Annotated in this window: 15 protein-coding genes; 6 read left to right on the top strand and 9 right to left on the bottom strand. The window is 40.0% G+C overall.

Annotated elements, in window-relative coordinates; translation table 11 throughout:
* Window positions 1–560: 560 nt before the first annotated feature.
* From V7K98_RS03040 to V7K98_RS03060, 5 genes are all read left to right on the top strand, one after another.
* The gene (locus V7K98_RS03040; RefSeq protein ID WP_335019354.1) at window positions 561–1883 is read left to right on the top strand and encodes a hybrid sensor histidine kinase/response regulator; all 1323 of its coding nucleotides are present in this window, start codon (window positions 561–563) and stop codon (window positions 1881–1883) included.
* 177 nt (window positions 1884–2060) lie between these two features.
* A complete protein-coding gene (locus tag V7K98_RS03045) occupies window positions 2061–3212 on the top strand; it encodes an FIST signal transduction protein (RefSeq protein WP_335019355.1) in 1152 nt (383 codons plus the stop codon).
* 6 nt (window positions 3213–3218) lie between these two features.
* Window positions 3219–4262, top strand: coding sequence for a sensor histidine kinase (locus V7K98_RS03050; protein WP_335019356.1), 1044 nt, complete (start codon window positions 3219–3221; stop codon window positions 4260–4262).
* Window positions 4263–4535: 273 nt separating this feature from the next.
* Window positions 4536–5078, top strand: a complete 543-nt coding sequence (locus V7K98_RS03055; protein WP_335019357.1) for a methanogen output domain 1-containing protein — start codon at window positions 4536–4538, stop codon at window positions 5076–5078.
* 84 nt (window positions 5079–5162) lie between these two features.
* Window positions 5163–6533, top strand: coding sequence for an ATP-binding protein (locus tag V7K98_RS03060; protein WP_335019358.1), 1371 nt, complete (start codon window positions 5163–5165; stop codon window positions 6531–6533).
* Window positions 6534–6761: 228 nt separating this feature from the next.
* On the opposite strand, the gene V7K98_RS03065 is transcribed toward V7K98_RS03060, so the two are convergent.
* The 4 genes from V7K98_RS03065 to V7K98_RS03080 all read right to left on the bottom strand — a co-directional run bounded on the left by V7K98_RS03065 (window position 6762) and on the right by V7K98_RS03080 (window position 11191).
* Complete coding sequence (locus V7K98_RS03065) at window positions 6762–8366, bottom strand: NAD(P)H-quinone oxidoreductase subunit N (protein WP_335019359.1); 1605 nt, start codon at window positions 8364–8366, stop codon at window positions 6762–6764.
* 336 nt (window positions 8367–8702) lie between these two features.
* Window positions 8703–8975, bottom strand: a complete 273-nt coding sequence (locus V7K98_RS03070) for a hypothetical protein (RefSeq protein ID WP_335019360.1) — start codon at window positions 8973–8975, stop codon at window positions 8703–8705.
* Window positions 8976–9053: 78 nt separating this feature from the next.
* Window positions 9054–10112, bottom strand: coding sequence for a WD40 repeat domain-containing protein (locus V7K98_RS03075; protein WP_335019361.1), 1059 nt, complete (start codon window positions 10110–10112; stop codon window positions 9054–9056).
* A 107-nt stretch (window positions 10113–10219) separates the two neighbouring features.
* Window positions 10220–11191, bottom strand: coding sequence for a CobW family GTP-binding protein (locus V7K98_RS03080; RefSeq protein ID WP_335019362.1), 972 nt, complete (start codon window positions 11189–11191; stop codon window positions 10220–10222).
* Between the two features lie 279 nt (window positions 11192–11470).
* On the opposite strand from V7K98_RS03080, the gene V7K98_RS03085 reads away from it, so the two are divergent.
* On the top strand, window positions 11471–12415 hold the full coding sequence (locus tag V7K98_RS03085; RefSeq protein WP_335019363.1) for an all3515 family Zur-repressed PEP-CTERM protein: 945 nt from the start codon (window positions 11471–11473) through the stop codon (window positions 12413–12415).
* 283 nt (window positions 12416–12698) lie between these two features.
* On the opposite strand, the gene V7K98_RS03090 is transcribed toward V7K98_RS03085, so the two are convergent.
* The 5 genes from V7K98_RS03090 to V7K98_RS03110 all read right to left on the bottom strand — a co-directional run bounded on the left by V7K98_RS03090 (window position 12699) and on the right by V7K98_RS03110 (window position 18015).
* Window positions 12699–13604 carry an alpha/beta fold hydrolase gene (locus tag V7K98_RS03090; protein ID WP_335019364.1) on the bottom strand — a complete coding sequence of 302 codons (906 nt, stop codon included), beginning with the start codon at window positions 13602–13604 and terminating at the stop codon, window positions 12699–12701.
* A gap of 73 nt (window positions 13605–13677) precedes the next feature.
* Window positions 13678–14118 (bottom strand): SufE family protein, encoded by a 441-nt coding sequence (locus V7K98_RS03095; protein WP_334806201.1) that lies wholly within the window; start codon window positions 14116–14118, stop codon window positions 13678–13680.
* A 392-nt stretch (window positions 14119–14510) separates the two neighbouring features.
* On the bottom strand, window positions 14511–15023 hold the full coding sequence (locus V7K98_RS03100) for an RNA recognition motif domain-containing protein (protein WP_335019365.1): 513 nt from the start codon (window positions 15021–15023) through the stop codon (window positions 14511–14513).
* Window positions 15024–15507: 484 nt separating this feature from the next.
* A complete protein-coding gene (locus V7K98_RS03105) occupies window positions 15508–15732 on the bottom strand; it encodes a hypothetical protein (protein WP_335019366.1) in 225 nt (74 codons plus the stop codon).
* 3 nt (window positions 15733–15735) lie between these two features.
* Window positions 15736–18015, bottom strand: coding sequence for a M48 family metalloprotease (locus V7K98_RS03110; protein WP_335019367.1), 2280 nt, complete (start codon window positions 18013–18015; stop codon window positions 15736–15738).
* Window positions 18016–18033 lie beyond the last annotated feature (18 nt).

Here is an 18033-nt window from a genome sequence, read left to right on the forward strand (position 1 = left end):
GTAATAAGACTTAGGCAGGTTGTATCAAATAATTTAAATCCAAAGATAAGTAGGTAGGCGTAATTAAATATTAAGATCAAACCTCACCCTCTCTTCTCCTCTCCTTAATAAGGAGAGGGACAGATTTTGCACAGCAAAATCTTTCTTGAGGTATCTCCAGGGCTGCGCGATAAATCTTAAAACGCCGTCAACAACTACTTGCTAAAAATTTGTTTAAAAGAATTACAGATTAGCTAACCATAGGGTTGCATCCGCTCTCAATAAAAAGAGGATGTGACGATTTGTCGTTGGCGTTTGTGGCGATCGCCTTCATTAAAGAGGATCTTCAATTCTAGTGAAAGTGTAGATTTGTAGTTTATGTATATGCTGTAGCGATCGCTCCCGTAGTCGCATAAAGCAATTTGGTGTGAGAATGTTGCTGTTATCAGAGTTTTTGGGAACTATAGGATTGTCATAGAATAAATTTCTCAACTCAGTCTGTAAAAAAAAGTAGAGGCTACTTAGCTGCGATCGCAGAGCAATAGTAAACAATAAGCAAGGAGTTAGCTTAATTTAAATACATGAATTACAAGCCATATCTACAAATGCTCAATCTCCCAGAAGATAGTTTAATCTTAGTGGTGGATGATACTACTACTAATTTAGAAATTGTCTTTGACATATTAACTAATGTCGGCTTCAAAGTTGCTACAGAGAATGATGGCAATAGGGCACTCAAGCAGGCTGAAGATAAACTACCTGATTTGATTTTATTAGATGTAATGATGCCGGGAATAGATGGATTTGAAACTTGTAAAATCCTGAAAGAAAATTCAGCTACTTGTGATATTCCAGTAATTTTTATGACGGCGAATTCTGATACCAATAGTAAGGTAAAGGGTTTAAATATAGGGGCAGTTGATTACATCACTAAACCCTTTCATGAAGAAGAATTGTTAGCTAGAATTAAAACCCATTTGCAATTAAGAAATCTCACAAAAACTTTGGAAAAACGAGTTGCAGAAAGAACAGCAGCATTGTCTAAGGCATTAAAAGACCTACAAGAATCTCAAATTCAACTTGTACAGACAGAAAAAATGTCTGCCCTTGGTCAATTAGTAGCAGGAGTTGCTCATGAAATTAATAATCCAGTTAGTTTTATTCATGGCAATCTCGGACATGCTTCAATATATTTCCAAGACATGATTAATATTATTAACCTCTACCAGCTGCATTATCCTAATCCAGTTCCAGAAATTCAAGAGGAAATTGCAGGGATAGATTTAAAGTATATGCTTTCCGATCTACCTAACTTAATTTCTTCAATGAAAGAGGGTGTTCAGCGCATTCGTAATATTAGTACCAGTCTCCGAATATTTTCTCGTGCAGATAGCGATCGCAAAGTTTTTTGCAATATTCATGATGGCATCGACAGCACAATCATGATTCTCAAACACCGCTTAAAAGCATCCGAGAATCGACCTGATATTAAAATAATTAGAAATTACGATAATGTGCCAGATTTAGAATGCTTTATTGGACAACTGAATCAGGTATTCATGAATTTATTAGCTAATGCTATTGATGCTTTGGAAGAGTCTAATATAGGACGGACTTATATTGAAATTGAAGCAGATCCTAATCAAATTTTGATTCAAACCACTCTTACTGAAGACAATAATCATATTTTAATTAAGATTAAAGATAATGGGTTAGGAATGTCACCTGATGTCCAACAAAAAATCTTTGACCATTTATTCACCACTAAGTCTGTGGGACAAGGCACAGGATTAGGATTATCAATTGCTCGTCAAATTGTTGTCGAAAAACATGGAGGAACACTGGAGGTAAATTCATTACTAGGAAAAGGTTCAGAGTTTATCATTAAACTTCCTATTTCATAATCATACTAAGTAGTGTTATAAGAATCTTGGAGATTCTTTTCGTCCATAGCTTGCTTGAGATTATTCGTAGGCTATTTAGTATTTCTATCCAGAATTAATACATAAGTAAAATATCTCTGGCAATTTGGTAACTATAACCTTGTAGAAAAATCATTCTCACTCCATATAGATAAATTTATGTTTAAAACAGTTGTAGGTCACAGTAACGATCCAGATTCTCTATCAGCAGTTGAAGAAGTTATTCAACAATGTGTCAGTTCCCTTGCAGGAGATATACCAAAAGCTGGGATTCTTTTTTCTGCAATTGACTTTGAACATTCCCTTATTTTGCAGCAAATTCATCAGGCTTTTCCGGGGATTGAGTTGATTGGTGGAACAACAGATGGAGAAATTTCTTCAGTCTTAGAGTTTCAGCAAGACTCAATCACCTTGATGTTGTTTTGCTCAGACGAAGTTGAAATTTATGCAGGAGTTGGACGCAAAGTTTCAGGCGATCCAATTGCTGTAACAAAACAAGCTGTAGAGCAAGCCAAAGCAAAAAGTACTGCAACTCCAAAGCTATGTTTAACTCATCCAGAGAGTCTTACAACTAGTGGTGTATCAATATTGAATGGCTTAAAGTTAGCTCTTGGTGAAAATATCCCGATATTTGGTGGTTTAGCAGGCGATCAGTCCAGATATCAAAATACATATCAGTTTTTTCAAACAGAAGTATTAAGTGATTCTGTACCAATTCTGCTTTTTTCGGGCACAATATTGTTCTCTCATGGTGTTGCAAGTGGTTGGCATCCCATCGGTCAAAAAAGCCAAGTGACTAAGGTAGATAAGAACATACTCTATGAAATAGATGGTAAGCCAGCTTTAGATTTTTATCATCATTATCTAGGTTTACTTCCTCCTTCAATGGAATATCCTCTAGCAGTATTTGCTCAGGATGGAGACAATTTTTATATAAGAGCGCCTATTGCTTACAATCAAGAATCTGGTAGTATCACCTTTTTTGCAGATATTCCCGATCAAGCTGTGATTCAAATTGCAGAAGCAGGTTATGAAAACATTTTGGCAGCTTCCAAATCATCATTCATGAATGCCTTAGATAATTATCCAGGTTTAAAACCAAGTGCTGTTTTATTTTTTTCATGTGTAGCTCGTCGGCAAATACTTGGTACGAGAGCAAAAGAAGAGTACCAGAATACGAAACTCTCTCTGACTGACCATTTACCTGCCTGTGGATTTTATTCTTATGGAGAAATTGCTCCTATAGATCGAATTAGCCAGACGCAATTTCACAATGAAACATTTGTAACTTTAATTCTGGGAACTCGGTAGAAACTGATGGAAACTGAGGATTATCAAAAAGAAATTAAGGAACTGAAAAAAGCGAATAGAATTATCCAAAAGCAATTAGAGCGTTCTGAGGCAGATCGGGTAAAACTAGAAGAGACAAACGAAAAAAAAGAATATTTGCTCAGGAAAGTAATTGCTGAATTAAAAGAATATCAAAGCAATTTAGAAGAAAGAAGTCATGAACTAGAAATGATGCTTCTTAATCTTCAGATAATGCAGAATAAAATGTCTAGTTTAGGCAGTCTTGTTGCCGATGTAGCTCATGAAATTAACAACCCAGTTGGTTTTATAGCAGGTAATCTGACTCCGGCTCAAGAGTATATTCAAAATTTGTTACATCTGATTGATCTTTATCAGGAAATCTATCCTCAAACATCTCAAGAAATCCAAGAAACAATCGAAGTGATGGATCTAGAGTATATACGTGAGGATTTACCTAAGCTTATTTCATCAATGAAGGAAGGCACTGATCGCATTTCTAATATTAGCAAAAGCTTGAGAAATTTCTCTAGATCAGACACAGAAGAAAAAGTTCTGTTTAACCTTCATGAAGGTATTAATAACACTCTCCTTATTCTCAAGCATCGTTTGAAAGATAATAAGATTCGTCCGGCTATTGAAGTAGTTAAAAATTACGGTGAGCTTCCTCATTTACTATGCTTTCCAGGACAACTAAATCAGGTGTTTATGAATTTGTTGGCAAATGCCATTGATGCTTTAGAAGAGTCTAATTATGGATTTAGTTTTGATGACATTAAAAAAAGTCCTAATCAAATTACAATTCATACTACTCGAACTAAAGATACAAATCACGCATTGATTCGGATTCAAGATAATGGTGTAGGAATATCGGCTGATGTTCAGAAAAAAATGTTTGAGCATTTATTCACAACTAAACCAGTGGGAAAAGGAACAGGATTAGGATTATCAATTGCCTATCAAATAATTGTCCAAAAACATAGGGGAACTCTAGAAGTAAAATCTGTGTTAGGAGAAGGTTCTGAATTTATCATCAGTATTCCCCTATCTTAAAATAGTAAATTTATCAATTATTCAAATTAATTTTAGTAAAAATATAGCAATCCAATTTAATTTTTGAAAAATATTAAGGGACTTTCAAATAAAAAAATATCCCAAATTATCTTGTGGGATGGGCATCTTGCCCGTCCGTCCCGAATATTAGGACGGGCAAGATGCCCATCCCACAAATGGATAATTTATTTCTTGGGAAGCCCTAAGCAGTTACTTTATGGTCATTTTGGGGAACTCTATAACTGTAGTTCCAAGATTGTCTTCTCAAAATTTATGACCAATACACTTAATCATTCCATAGCTACTGTTAATCTTTCTTTAGAACGCGATATATTTTTACGTACATTAATTAGAGAATTGTCTGGTACTTTGCAGGATGTAGTTGGCTTGGAAGAAGCTTCTGGATTTATTAGTGTAGTTGGCGAAAGGATGGGTAGGCAAATTAACCAAGATTACAAATCTGCTCTGGAAGTCTCCAAACTTTCCCGTAAGCAAGTCGCTGATGTCTTGATTGATTTAAAAAGACGAATCCAAGGCGATTTCTATGTTATTGAGCAGGATGATGAAAAAATTGTCTTTGGCAACCGTGTCTGCCCATTTGCAGAAAAAGTGCTTAATCGCCCTGTTATGTGTATGATGACTTCAAACGTCTTTGGGACGATCGCAGCCAACAATCTGGGCTATGCGAAAGTAGAATTGCAGGAAACCATAGCACAAGGTGCTTCTGGATGTAGAGTTATTGTTTATTTAAAACTCACAGAAGAGGCAGAAGATGCAGAAGGTCGAGAATACTTTAAGGGATTAGAATCTGTATAAACTCTTCATGACTAAACTAAATCTATAGTACAAGCTTGAGTGCAGATATGTAAATTAGAATTGAACTCTGAAATTGGAATCCCCATGACTCCTGAACAATTTCTTGAATTTGCCAGAGTTTTACCAGAACCTCTACTGCTGGTGAGTGGAGAAGGTCAGTTGTTAGCTACCAATCAACCAGTAGCAGAGATGCTGGGGTTACGTCGTCAGGAACTGCGGGGAAGAATGCTTTTTGAACTTGTCACTCAGTGTACTGACGATGTTGTAAAATACCTGCAAGCTTGTTCATGTAGTAGAGCAATGGTGATTGGCTCCTTGACTTTACGAAGGAATGATGGAGAAACGTTAATATGTCGTAGCCAAGGAGCCGTTCTTCAACCTTGGTCTCCTGAATCTTCAGCCTTAATTCTCTTACGCTTAGAAAATAAAAGTTTAGCCAGCAGTAATTTTGTTCTCCTCAACCAGAAAATCGATGAGTTAGCAAAAGAAGTCCAGAGACGTAGACAGGCAGAGGAAGCGCTCTTGAAAGCTAATCAAGAGTTAGAAATTAGGGTTGAGGAACGTACAACTGCTTTACAAAAAACACTAAAGGAACTACAAGTTACCCAAACTCAGCTTATCCAAGCTGAGAAGATGTCTAGTTTAGGTCAGATGGTCGCTGGTATTGCTCATGAAATTAATAACCCAGTGAGTTTTATTCATGGGAACCTCCACTACGCCCAGAAATACACTAATGATTTACTGAAATTGGTGCAAATTTATCAACAAGTTTGTCCAAATAATCCTCCAGAAATCCAACAGGAAATAGAAGAAATAGACTTAGATTTTCTGATTCAAGATTTAACTCAACTTTTCCAGTCAATGACAGTGGGAACAGAGCGAATTCAGGAAATTGTTAAATCACTACGTAACTTTTCCCGACTCGATGAAGCAGAACTTAAAAAAGTTAATATTCACGAAGGAATTGATAGTGCTTTAATGATTTTGGAGCATCGACTCCAAGCTAGGCATGAATATCCAGAAATCAAAGTCATCAAAAAATATAGTCAGCTACCCAATATAACTTGCTATCCCGGTCAACTAAACCAAGTGTTTATGAATATACTTGCTAATGCAATCGATGCAGTTGAAGCTTCGATAGGCAATTCAAAAATAACTCATAATCAAAATCTGATAAGAAATAATCCCCAAATTCAAATCAAAACTGAAGTAATCGATGACAAATGGGGAACGGTTAGTATTACTGATAATGGTTTGGGAATAAGTGAACAAGTTCGCTCAAAGGTGTTTGATCCATTTTTCACTACTAAACCCGTGGGTAAAGGTACGGGTTTAGGGCTATCTGTGAGCTATCAAATTGTAGTTGAAAAACATGGCGGACAACTTAGCTGTTTTTCTGTTCCAGGAAAAGGTGCGGAATTTGTTATTAAGATACCTGTTAACCCAGGCTCGTAAAATTTTAGGACTTACGCAAAAAATTGTAGGGGCAATTCATGAATTGCCCTTCAAACCGATTTTATTCCTCTTTCTTTTTACTTTTTACTTTTTATTTTTGCCTTGTTCGGTGAGGTTTTATATTTAATTTGACTCACTTACTAAACGTATATTCATGGATAAACAAAAGCCTGTTTGCTAATTAGCAAACAGGCTTGTATTTGAGTACAAAGTTGAGTTGAGACTCGATTAAATCTTAGCAGTAGAATCAACTGAGGGTTGAGACTGACTAACCGAATCTAACTTTGGTAAAAGCACTAGATTTTGTGTTTTTACATTACTTTTGATTGTTGCTTGCAAAAATGGGGTATTGGAGATGGAATTGTTAGCCAGTGTAAACAGTGGATTTGACAAAATCCCTGCTATAGAAGTGGCAATTAATGTTACCACCAACCCTACTTGCAAAGGTCTTAGCCCAGGCAAATCCCAACGCACTTGGGGATAATTCTTCACCGCGTCGGACATTTCATGTGGTTCTTTGACTACCATCATCTTAACTACGCGAATGTAGTAGTAGATGGAGACAACGCTGGTAACTAAGCCCAGTAAGACTAACCAATAAAGTCCTGCTTGCCAACCAGCCCAGAATAAGTAAATCTTGCCGAAAAACCCAGCCAATGGTGGAATACCACCCAAGGAAAGCAGGGCGATACTCAACGCCAGTGTTAGAAGTGGGTCTTTTTGATATAAACCAGAGTATTCGGCAATCTGGTCGGTTCCTGTCCGCAGCGAGAACAGGATGATGCAGGTAAAGCCGCACAGGTTCATGAACAGGTAAACCAGTAGGTAAAATATCATGCTGGCATACCCGGCTTGTGTGCCAGCAATCAAGCCAATCATCACAAACCCAGCTTGGGCAATGGATGAGTAAGCTAGCATTCGTTTCATGCTGGTTTGGGCTAGGGCGACTACGTTACCCAAAATCATGCTGAGAACGGCTAGTGCAGTGAAGACAAATCTCCACTCGTCTGCAACAAGGGGGAAGGCTGTTGTCAGCAAGCGGATGGCTAGGGCAAATCCGGCTGCTTTGGAACCAACTGATAAAAAGGCGATGACTGGGGTGGGAGCGCCTTCGTAAACGTCTGGTGTCCACTGGTGGAAGGGTGCAGCTGAGATTTTGAAGCCAATACCTGCGATCGCAAAAACCAAGGCAATCACTAACCCTAAAGATTGTCCCACTTTCGCTGTGGCAATACCATTAGCGATCGCGCTTAGTTCAGTTTGTCCTCCAGATAGTCCATACAGCAGTGATACACCGTACAAAAATACTGCTGTGCTGGAAGCGCCAATTAACAAGTATTTCAGCGCCGCTTCATTGGAGCGAGGGTCACGCTTGGTATAACCTGTCAATAGATAAGACGAAATACTCAGGGTTTCTAGGGAGATGAAAATCATCACCAACTCACTAGCCCCGGATAAAAACATCCCTCCTAAAGTAGCACTCAGCAAAATAGCGATGAATTCGGCTAAAGGAGTACCGCTTTGCTCAACGTAGCGAATTGACATCAGTATAGTGGCGATCGCAGATAAGGCAATGATGCCGCGAAAGACGATACTCAGGTCATCACTGTTAAAGGTGCCGGTAAAACCGATGGGATTAGGAGAGTCCCATTGAAAGTATAGGGCGACAATGGAAGCAAATAAACCTGCGATCGCTAGATATCCAATCCAGCGTGCGGATGTACGCCCCAAAATCAAATCAACAATCAAAACCCCCAAGAGGGTGATAATAACAATCCCCTCTGGTAAAATCGTTCCAGCGTTCAACTGGGATGCAATATTAGCAAAATCCATGATATGTATAGGTTTTGGCGATTAGACATTAAGGCTAACTCTGTTCACTCTAGCAAGTTTTCTAATCCCCAGACTAGCTGTTTGAACAAGAGCTTAACAGCTTGGGTGCAGATAGCTATTGCACCAACTTAACTAGCTTACCAGCAGGTTTCTCACTATTTAGGGATTCACCTAAAAACTTTCCTACTTGTTTTTTAAGGCGTGACCTTCAGTGAATATGTTGATTACATAAATAATGATGCCGCAGGTGCGTTCGCTATCTACAAAAAGCTCATTAATAATTAATAAGGGCACAGCATTGCTGTGCCCCTACAAGATTCATAACTTCTAACTTTCTTAAAAACCGACTGATGGCAGCTTACCTTGTAACGACTGAAATTTAGACTGAACGCAGTTTGCACAATTGCAACCAACTTGATCAATAATCGGATTAGATGATTGAATCAAGTTCGGTGTTGCCAGATCAATAATTTGTTCTGTAGGTGCTACGGTAACAATTTGTGTAGCATATAGAGATTTTAGGCTGGATGCGTGTACTGGATTAACTACCAGCAGCATAGATACCAGAAATGCAGGACAGGCAAGTAAAATCAGTTTGACTATGTTCATAATTTACACAAAAATACCTTTGATGATACAGCATAACCAATAAATTGTCGGGGTTCAACTTTAACTACTGAGTATTACTTAACTGCGACCAAATCCTTGACCGCGCAAAACCTTTGACCAAATAACTAATTCGCCTTGCTCACCACCTGCGGCTAGTAACTTACCCTGGGGATGCCAAGCTAGGCTAGAAAAACCTCCTGAAACACCTGTGATAATTTGAGATACTTCCTTGGCTTGGTTCCACAAACACAACCAGCCATCAGCAGCAGCAGAAGCGAGAAGGAAGCTTTTGGGTGCAAAGGCGATCGCATTGATCACATCCACATGATTTGTTAATACTCGTGCTTCCCAGCCTAAAGTATCATCCTCTAGCTTTTCCCACACCACAATCCCTTCAACGCTAGAAGATGCCAGTATTGGCGCACCCACTTTGGTTGTAACTTCTGACCATGCCAATTGGCGAATTTTACCAGGGAAGCCACGCATTACCCAAGGGTCAGGGTTATTCCATTCCAAAACAGTGACACTACGATCCATGTTGCCAGAAGCCAGGTATTTGCCATCGGGCGACCAAGCCATTGCTACGCTGACAGTAGTCATCTCTAGGTTGTATGGTTCTTCATCCCAGTTTTGACTATGCCAAATCTTGACTCCCTTGTAACCACTAATGGCCAAGTATTCTCCGTCAATGCGCCAATCTATACCCAATACTGAAGAGTTGTCGAAATTTAGCGTCACGACAATTTCACGAGTATCTGCATCCCAGACTTGGACGTAACGCCCCAAACTAAAAGCTAGTTGATTACTGGTGTAATTCCAAGCTAGCTTGTCAACCCATGCGGGGGCATTTTCCAAGGTGGCGATTAATTCAGTATTCTGCCAAATTTTGACCTGTCCATCTTGTCCGCCAACGGCTAAAAATTTTCCATCTGGCGAAAATGCGAGACAGTCTAGTGATTTACCGTTACCAGTTTGTAGCGTTGTAAGTTCGCCATCATTCCACAAAACTACTTCACCGGCGGCAGAAGTAGCTGCTAAAGTTTTACCTTGTGGCGACCAAGCGATCGCAGTTACATAATCTGAAAGTGTCCCCGAATAGTGTTGTTCAAATTCCTTCGATTTGGTTGTGGAGTTCATATTTTTAAAGGGGGAGTGGGGAGTGGGGAGTGGGGAGTAGAATTCAGGATTGGGGAGTGGGAAATTCCCTCCTCTCTCCTCCCTACTCCCTACTCCCTACTCCCTAATTATGCTAGACAGGCAAGAAAATCTTGTTTGAGTTGCGCTGCATCAAGGTTGCGGCCGATGAAGACTAGTTCGTTTTTGGGGGTTTCGCTTGGTTTCCAAGGGCGATCGGGTTTGCCATCAAAGATCATGTGTACTCCTTGGAATACAAATCGATTTTCTTCTCCAGCAATATTTAAAATGCCTTTCATCCGAAAAATATCTGGGCCTTGGGTACGCAGTAATTCCGAAAGCCAAGTGTTTAATTTTTCTCCATCGACTGCACCGGCTTCTACTAAAGCCACAGAAAAGACGCTTTCATCGTGTACGTGGGTATCTTCGCCTAAGAAATCTGGATCGATTTCTAATGCACGGTCTAAATCAAAGGCTTTTACACCTAATAAAGCATCCATTCCTAGTTCAGAATTTTGGGTACGGTAGATTTTTGCGATCGCATTCATCGCCCGAATCCGTTTTTCTAATTCATCTAACTCTTCTGGCTCGACTAAATCTGTTTTATTAAGTAAAATTACATCGGCAAAAGCAATCTGTTCTTGTGCTTCGTCTGCATCCCAATGTTGCCAAATATGCTTGGCATCTACCACTGTCACCACCGCATCTAAAGACAATTGGCTTTGCAAATCTTCATCTACAAAAAATGTCTGAATCACTGGTGCAGGGTCGGCTAATCCAGTTGTTTCAATTACTAAATGGTCAAATTTATCGCGCCGCTTCATCAAATTGCCAATGATGCGAATTAAATCGCCCCTTACTGTACAACAGATACAGCCATTGTTCATTTCAAATATTTCTTCATCGGCATCGATAATCAATTGATTATCAATACCCACTTCCCCAAATTCATTAACAATCACAGCAACTTTTTTGCCGTGTTCGTAGGTGAGGATGTGATTGAGTAGAGTCGTTTTACCTGCTCCCAAATAGCCTGTAAGAACAGTAACGGGAACTGAATTGTTGATTACGTCAGCCACCATACTCTAAATTCCCCTTATCTCACCTTATGGATAATCATTATCACATATCATAAATGAACTTGCTGTTATTTTGGGTTTCAGCAAAATAATCACATAATTTAATCACCAAATATTTGATTTTTATGCATCTTCAATAAGTAATAAATATTTATCAGTTGCAAATATTCCATGCAAGCCTACAGTCTGCCGTAAGTCACAGGTTTGTACCTTGACAATCTGATAACTATAGTGATAATCATTATCACAGATGAATAAATTATTCTTTGATGGAGAAGCCTGGTGGTTTCAAAAAACATTACCTGCTTGAAAAAGCAATTAACTCACACGGTGCAAGCATCTGCGTCTATTGCAGTCAGTTTTTTGGTCGTTGCACCGTTGGTTGTATCTACTGCAATAGCCCCTGCACTAGCAGATGATACTCATAATCATTCAGATGAAACTAGCTTTTATATCGGCTTAGATAGTTTAGAAGTTCTTTCTACAGGGACATACGCAGGTTTAGAGAACCCCAACTACAATCGTTTGACCTTTCTATATGCACACAGAAATGAAGACCAACCCGAATCTAGCCATTTCCACGGCATTGGTGCTTATAGCTACTCAGGGTCGTTAGACAACCCAAGCATTAACCCAACCAATACAAATAACCGAATTCCTGAATCTTACTCAGCACAACCGCCGCTAACATTATTACCTGGCACAGGGTTTTATAGTGGTCGCTTGATTAGTACCGCAACAGATAAGGAATATAGCAATCTGACAATAGAAACTTTAGCGTCTCTAGAAACTTCAAAAGAATTAGACAACCAGTATCTGTTCAATAGCTCTAATGGTCGTTGGCAGTCATCACTTGAGGGTGCAAATATTGGTTTACAATTAGCTTCAATTAGCAGTGGATTGAATATTGGCAATTCAGCAGGTGTTGATATTGTCAAGTCAGTCGGCGATATCTACACAATTGGTAGTGGTGATAATTTTTCCTTTAGCCCTACCTTTTGGACTGATGCTACTGCACCACTGGGAACTTATTCTGCATCATTCAAACTTGTGGATTTAGGCAATGGGACTAACCCCATTCCCTTTAAGGATTCTGGTACTTTCAATTTTGATTTTGAAGTGAAGGCAGTGCCTGAGTCATCAACTATCCCTGCCCTTGGTATAGTCGGTTTACTGGCGCTTTCTCTTTCTCGGTTGCAAAAAGTTACTCGCAATAGCTTGAACTAATCTCAACACTGTTCGGTTAAGGCAAGAGACGCGATAAATCGCCGTCTTTACAATATACTGACAGCGATTTATCGCGTTTTTGGGATCTATGTATAGGACTTAGGCATTGACAGGAAAGACCAAGTATATATGATTAGAAAAACCAGATATATCGTAGGGGAAATTCATGAATTGCCCCTACGCGAAATCAAGGCTTTCGCTGTCTTTTTGCGTAAGTTCCATAATTTTAATCTTGCACCAAAGTGCAAAATGATTTTTTGCATCTTGGTGCGATGATTTAATTTTATGAGGAGAAGAGAAAATCCTGAACTGCTTCTAAAACAAGTGCTGGGTATTCTTCATGCAGCCCCAGAGAACCGTGTATAACGACACTTCTCACCCCTGGCAAGGCTACCAAAGCGTTCATTTCTTCTCGTGATTTAGGGGGGCTGGATTCCCCAATTACTACTATCAGAGGTATATCTAAAGACTGCACAAGTTCCAGAAAATCAGATTGTTCGTGTACAGCATCAAGATTACCAGTTACAAAAGCAGCAGATGCAAATCGCGCTCCTGGTTGTTGAGTTGTGTACCATTTATTCTCGATGAAACTTGGTGTAATTTTAGCCGCGTCAGTAAAGACATGACGGCGGTACATAAAACTTAATAAAGATTGGGCAGTGTTGAGTTTGTAGAGCGCTTGACCAAGTATAGGCGATCGCACCAATCCTCTGACAATGCCAGCTATTTGCTGACTTGCGCCCATTGTGGGCAAAGGGCCACGCCAAGTAGGAGCTAACAATACAATCTTTGAGAAAGCAACCTGCTTCACAGCTAATTTTAAAACGTAACTAGCAGCATGACCAGCCGCGATCGCAATAATCGGAGTATTAAAAATAGCTTTGACAAAATCTTCCAGAAAGTGCTGATATATTTCTGGACGGTAATCCAAGCTAGGGCGAGAAGATTCACCAAATCCAGGCCAATCTACGGCTACAACTTGAAAATTGGGAGCTAGTAACTTGGCAAGTTCGCCTACTTCCGAACGTGTCGAAACACTGCTGAAAGATGGTAATAGCAATAGCGGTGAACCTTTACCAAGGGTTTCATAAACAACGCGCAATTGCTGATTTTCCCATTTCCAGAGATATTCTTGAACTATTCCACCAAAACCAGTAGTAGTAGAAGTAGATAATAAATTTGTTGGCATGAGTCTAAATTTTGGTAATTATACGTTATTTGTCAGCTGTCCTTTGCAAATGACTAATGACTAATGACCAAGTTTAGCTAGGTAAATCTAACTTACATTCCAACGCTTTTTTTTGCATGGTTTTAAAAATGTTGTAAAATCCATTAGCGCGGGATGGCGTGAGACTAACATTTAAGCCCGTTTCTTGAATAAAATCTGGGGTAAGTTGGACAATCTCAGTTGGCGTTAGTCCCTGCAATCCTTCAACTAGCAGCCCTACTAATCCTTTGGTTAACTGGGAATCAGACTCGCCCTGAAACACAACTTTACCGTCATCCAGGGTTGCTGTAATATAAACTTGAGACACGCAACCAGGAACTTTATTTTCGGGTAATTTATCAGCTTCTGGGAACTCATTGAGCTTCTGAGCATACCAGATTAGCTGTTCGTAGCGCCGCTTCGGTTCGGAAGCGCGTTGAAAGCGCTGGACAATTTTAGCAAGCGCAGGTGGCAAAGAATCTAGAGTTGATGACATAACAGAAGCTGCAAACGATCGGTCTTACCTTGAGTGTAGATTATCTTTACAGCGATGCCTATCGCATTCATCTTCAGTCAGATTTTAATGCAGCCAATCGTAAAAACTTAATTTTTTATAAGCAAGCTTGAACAACAATTTTATAAAAATTGCCTTGTAAGTAATCAGACAGAATTAATTACACAAGTTTTTTACTGTAACCTGTAACCTGTAACCTCTTCCCTATCTCCACTAATGAATTTAATTGTGTCCGACTACTTATCAGTATATTTTTACTTACAAAAATAGCTGCAAGTAGACGTTAACTAAGCAGCTAGGTGATAGCCAACAATTAAAAATTAAAAATCAAGAAAAATTCTGACTTTTAATTTTTAATTTCTCTTCCTTAAGGATTAATTCGTAGTTTGTGCAGCTAACATTTGCTTCAGCTTTTCTAATTCCGAAGCCCAACGAGGATCTGGACGAATAGCGTCTGAATCGGTAGTTGTTGTTGTGCTGTTTTCGCGGGAACCCCCGCCACCGCCACCACGACGGGGCTTTTTAGAGCTTTTCTCCCGACGGCTACTTTCTCTACCTTCTCTGTTAACAGCAGGAACGGGCGTACTACCAGCTTGAACTGGTTTAGGAGCTTGTTCGTCGCCCTCTTCACCTTTTGTCCGAGGTAATGCCTTTTCTAACTTAATGGCAGTGTCTTTAAACATCTGACCATTATATTTTTCAATGATTTCGTCAGCTTGTTCGTCATTGTTGACGGTAAGAAAACCAAAACCACGGCATTTACCAGTTTTGCGGTCTTTAATTAATTTAGTAGTTACAGCTTCACCTTCTGCTGCAAAAACTGCTTGCAAATCTTGACGATCGATTTCTTCTTTAGGCAAATTACCTATATATAGGCGAACGGACATGAACTATACCTCCAGAGTTAAATGAACATGGCAAGGCAAGAAAACAATTACTTGGCTTTGGACTTTTAAATAGATGCTATTGACCAAGACTGCCATCAACCAATTTTTTGCTCGAAACTGTCAACTTATACAATACAGTTTTTCGTCGGGATCAAGCTTGTTTAATCCAAAGGCCCACACTATGGTGAGCTAATAACACCTTAATTCTAAGAATTGTAAATTTAATAGCCTATTGCCTGCTAAAGTACACGCTTTCTTCCATGCCTTTTTCGCAGAATCAAATACCATTCCTTACATTACCACGGTATTTTCTACGTAGCTAGTTTAGCGCATACATTTCTAACGTTAGTATTACTGCATCGTAACATAAAACACATTTTTTGATTTAAGGGAGCATCTTTTGAAACAAAAACCAGCCGGTGGCTGGTTGATTTCCTGCTGTGTTGGGAGGATAAAAAGGTATGGAGGGGGGAAAGCATCCGAATTAATAACTAAGCTGTAGTGCTGAGTTATTTTTGTTGCTATAGTTTGTGTAAATAAATGTAACATCTTTAAAGAAAACCTGCAACTTTTGTTTACATTCTGATTTGTCATTTGTCCTTTGCAAATAAGCAATGACGCTCATCAGTGCTGAGTAGGAAGGGATAGACCAATGCCCAATGCCCAATGCCCAATGCCCAATGCCCAATTCCCAATTCCCAATTCCCAATAATTAACCAGTAAGAAAAACGTATGCGCCCAAAGCCTGGGCTGCAACTGCCAAAAAAGTAGACCAGATGGGATGAGGGCTATGAATGGTTTTACCACTTTGAGTTTCCAGGGTTTGGATATCAATCCAAGGTGTTGCTCCTCGCCGGAACCAACCTGTGACGATAATTTGGCGACCGATTAGATCCTGGTGATTCACTGACTGTCCTAGCCAAGAAATGTGGTGTAATTTCACCAAACCTGCGCTGGATTGGAGGATTAAATCTTGCGCTAGGGAATTGCTAGTACCTTGACGACCTAATAACTTACCCACAAGACGCACGCTGACGCTATCAATGGGTAAGGCAGAAGGGTCAGCTAATAAGTTCGGTAGGTAGTCGTCAGTTTGTACGGTGGGGGATTTGATATCGGGGAAAAAAGAATTAATCCGCATCACTGTACCGACGCTAAAGCCAATTAGAAGGCAGCCTGTAATAAAAGACCAATCTTCATATATCCACTTTAGATTCAAAAACTTGAGTGCAAATGCTAGTTGCCAGGTTAGCCAGACCAAAGCTGCAAACAGAATCCCTAGAGGAATTCCCAACCAGGGAGCGATTTGTAATAAGAAAGACTGACGCTTCACTCTTGATGGTTCGCTTGCAAAATGTAGTTCGGTGTCTAGATGCCAGTGACGGGCTATTTTACAAAGGCGTTCAATGCGATCGCCCATCAGGGGATGACTATTATTAATAGTAAACCATTGGCGATAGGGATTGGCAGTATCCCACTTCAAAAATGATTCAAAAGATAAATTGCTGGCAATAGTGCCCAAAGAAAGGCTCTGCTGGTGGCTAACTGGTGTCAAGACATTTAAGCTTTCTAGTTGCCAACTGGTATGTTCTTCTTTTTGGATATCAGCTGCAATGCCAATGGAAATTTTGAGTAAAGCGCGAATTAAGGCGTTGGGATTACCAGTGATTTCAGATGCGACGCGATCGCTATAATAAAGCCGCAACCGCGACAACCATAATCCAGTCCCAGTTAGCAAACCCCAAATTCCATAAACAAGACTAGCCACAATTGTCACTGGCCAACGCCAAACTTTCCCTGATATTTTGTCTGCTAACTCAGATATTCGCTGATATAGCTTATAAATTGGTAGTGTCACCAGCAGCAACAAAGACATCACAGCAAAATCCCAGTGAGCAATATGCCCTAGCTGCGTGGCGTAGATAATTGCGATTTCATCATCTGCTAGTTGCTCTAATAGTCCTTGACTCACAACAATCCTGGCATTACGTGGTAAACTACCGTAAGTCAGGATAATTGGTGCAGCTATTGGTAAGATCCGCAGTTTAGGTAACGGCCAGTGACGCTGTTGACAACAGCGTTGTAGCACTCGCACAGCTTCGCGGCTATGGCCATTCAATACATCTTTGGAAAATTCTCGCTGACCATACAACTTAGCCAATAAAAGATCCAGCAACCAAGGTGATACTGCGATTAAAATCACCAATACCGTTAGCAACAATTTAGTAGGGTTGCTGTATAAAAGCTGCAATGGCTCCAGATAAGGTAGTTTGACTAAAGTCAGGTTGATGAATCCCATTGCGAACTTGAGGATTTCTCGCATCACCCAAAATAGGGCAATGAATGTTCCTGCTGTTAGCAACCGTAAGGGAATTAGTTTTGGTTTACGTAGGGGTTGCCATGCTTTGGCGCGTTGTGCTTGTCGCCAATAAATAACGCCGAATAATTTAGCTTGGGTGCGGGTTACGGAACCCATGAAACCGTTTAGTGGTGCAGTCGGTGGTGGTAATGGTGTCGCTACTGTAGCTTTGAGCTTAGGTAGTGGTACCATCGCCGGGATGTCATCACTCTTGGTTTCTATTACTTCAACTTCTGGCTTTTCCTCTGATGTAGGAGTTACCGGGGGGGTAACTGAGGGAGAATTTAGGGAAGAATCTGGGGTTGAATTCTCAAAAGCAACAAATCCAGTTTCGACATTTTTTGATTCTCGATCGCGTTTCTTACGCTTTGTCAGGTGTTCGAGAGCGCGTGTTGCCCACTCTTGAACTTGCGGATTGTTACTCTCAATGAGATTCTGGGAAATAGCGATCGCTTGGGAAACTTCGCCAGTGCGAGCATAAGCCATCACTAAACCAACCTGGGCTTGTAAGCTAGCAGTACCATTGCTTTGGCTGCTAGCAATAGGTTCAAGTTGAGCGATCGCTGTTTGGTAATTTCCCTGTTTGAGGGCAACTAAACCAGCCTCCAAAGATGATTTGGCATGTGAAGGCATACAAATTCTGGCACTCCA

The organism is Nostoc sp. (assembly GCF_036917435.1).
Taxonomy (GTDB): domain Bacteria; phylum Cyanobacteriota; class Cyanobacteriia; order Cyanobacteriales; family Nostocaceae; genus Nostoc.

Coding starts and splice junctions, on each gene's coding strand:
- V7K98_RS03040 (WP_335019354.1), top strand. CDS start 561: ATGAATTACAAGCCATATCTACAAATGCTCAATCTCCCAGAAGATAGT.
- V7K98_RS03045 (WP_335019355.1), top strand. CDS start 2,061: ATGTTTAAAACAGTTGTAGGTCACAGTAACGATCCAGATTCTCTATCA.
- V7K98_RS03050 (WP_335019356.1), top strand. CDS start 3,219: ATGGAAACTGAGGATTATCAAAAAGAAATTAAGGAACTGAAAAAAGCG.
- V7K98_RS03055 (WP_335019357.1), top strand. CDS start 4,536: ATGACCAATACACTTAATCATTCCATAGCTACTGTTAATCTTTCTTTA.
- V7K98_RS03060 (WP_335019358.1), top strand. CDS start 5,163: ATGACTCCTGAACAATTTCTTGAATTTGCCAGAGTTTTACCAGAACCT.
- V7K98_RS03065 (WP_335019359.1), bottom strand. CDS start 8,366: ATGGATTTTGCTAATATTGCATCCCAGTTGAACGCTGGAACGATTTTA.
- V7K98_RS03070 (WP_335019360.1), bottom strand. CDS start 8,975: ATGAACATAGTCAAACTGATTTTACTTGCCTGTCCTGCATTTCTGGTA.
- V7K98_RS03075 (WP_335019361.1), bottom strand. CDS start 10,112: ATGAACTCCACAACCAAATCGAAGGAATTTGAACAACACTATTCGGGG.
- V7K98_RS03080 (WP_335019362.1), bottom strand. CDS start 11,191: ATGGTGGCTGACGTAATCAACAATTCAGTTCCCGTTACTGTTCTTACA.
- V7K98_RS03090 (WP_335019364.1), bottom strand. CDS start 13,604: ATGCCAACAAATTTATTATCTACTTCTACTACTACTGGTTTTGGTGGA.
- V7K98_RS03095 (WP_334806201.1), bottom strand. CDS start 14,118: ATGTCATCAACTCTAGATTCTTTGCCACCTGCGCTTGCTAAAATTGTC.
- V7K98_RS03100 (WP_335019365.1), bottom strand. CDS start 15,023: ATGTCCGTTCGCCTATATATAGGTAATTTGCCTAAAGAAGAAATCGAT.
- V7K98_RS03110 (WP_335019367.1), bottom strand. CDS start 18,015: ATGCCTTCACATGCCAAATCATCTTTGGAGGCTGGTTTAGTTGCCCTC.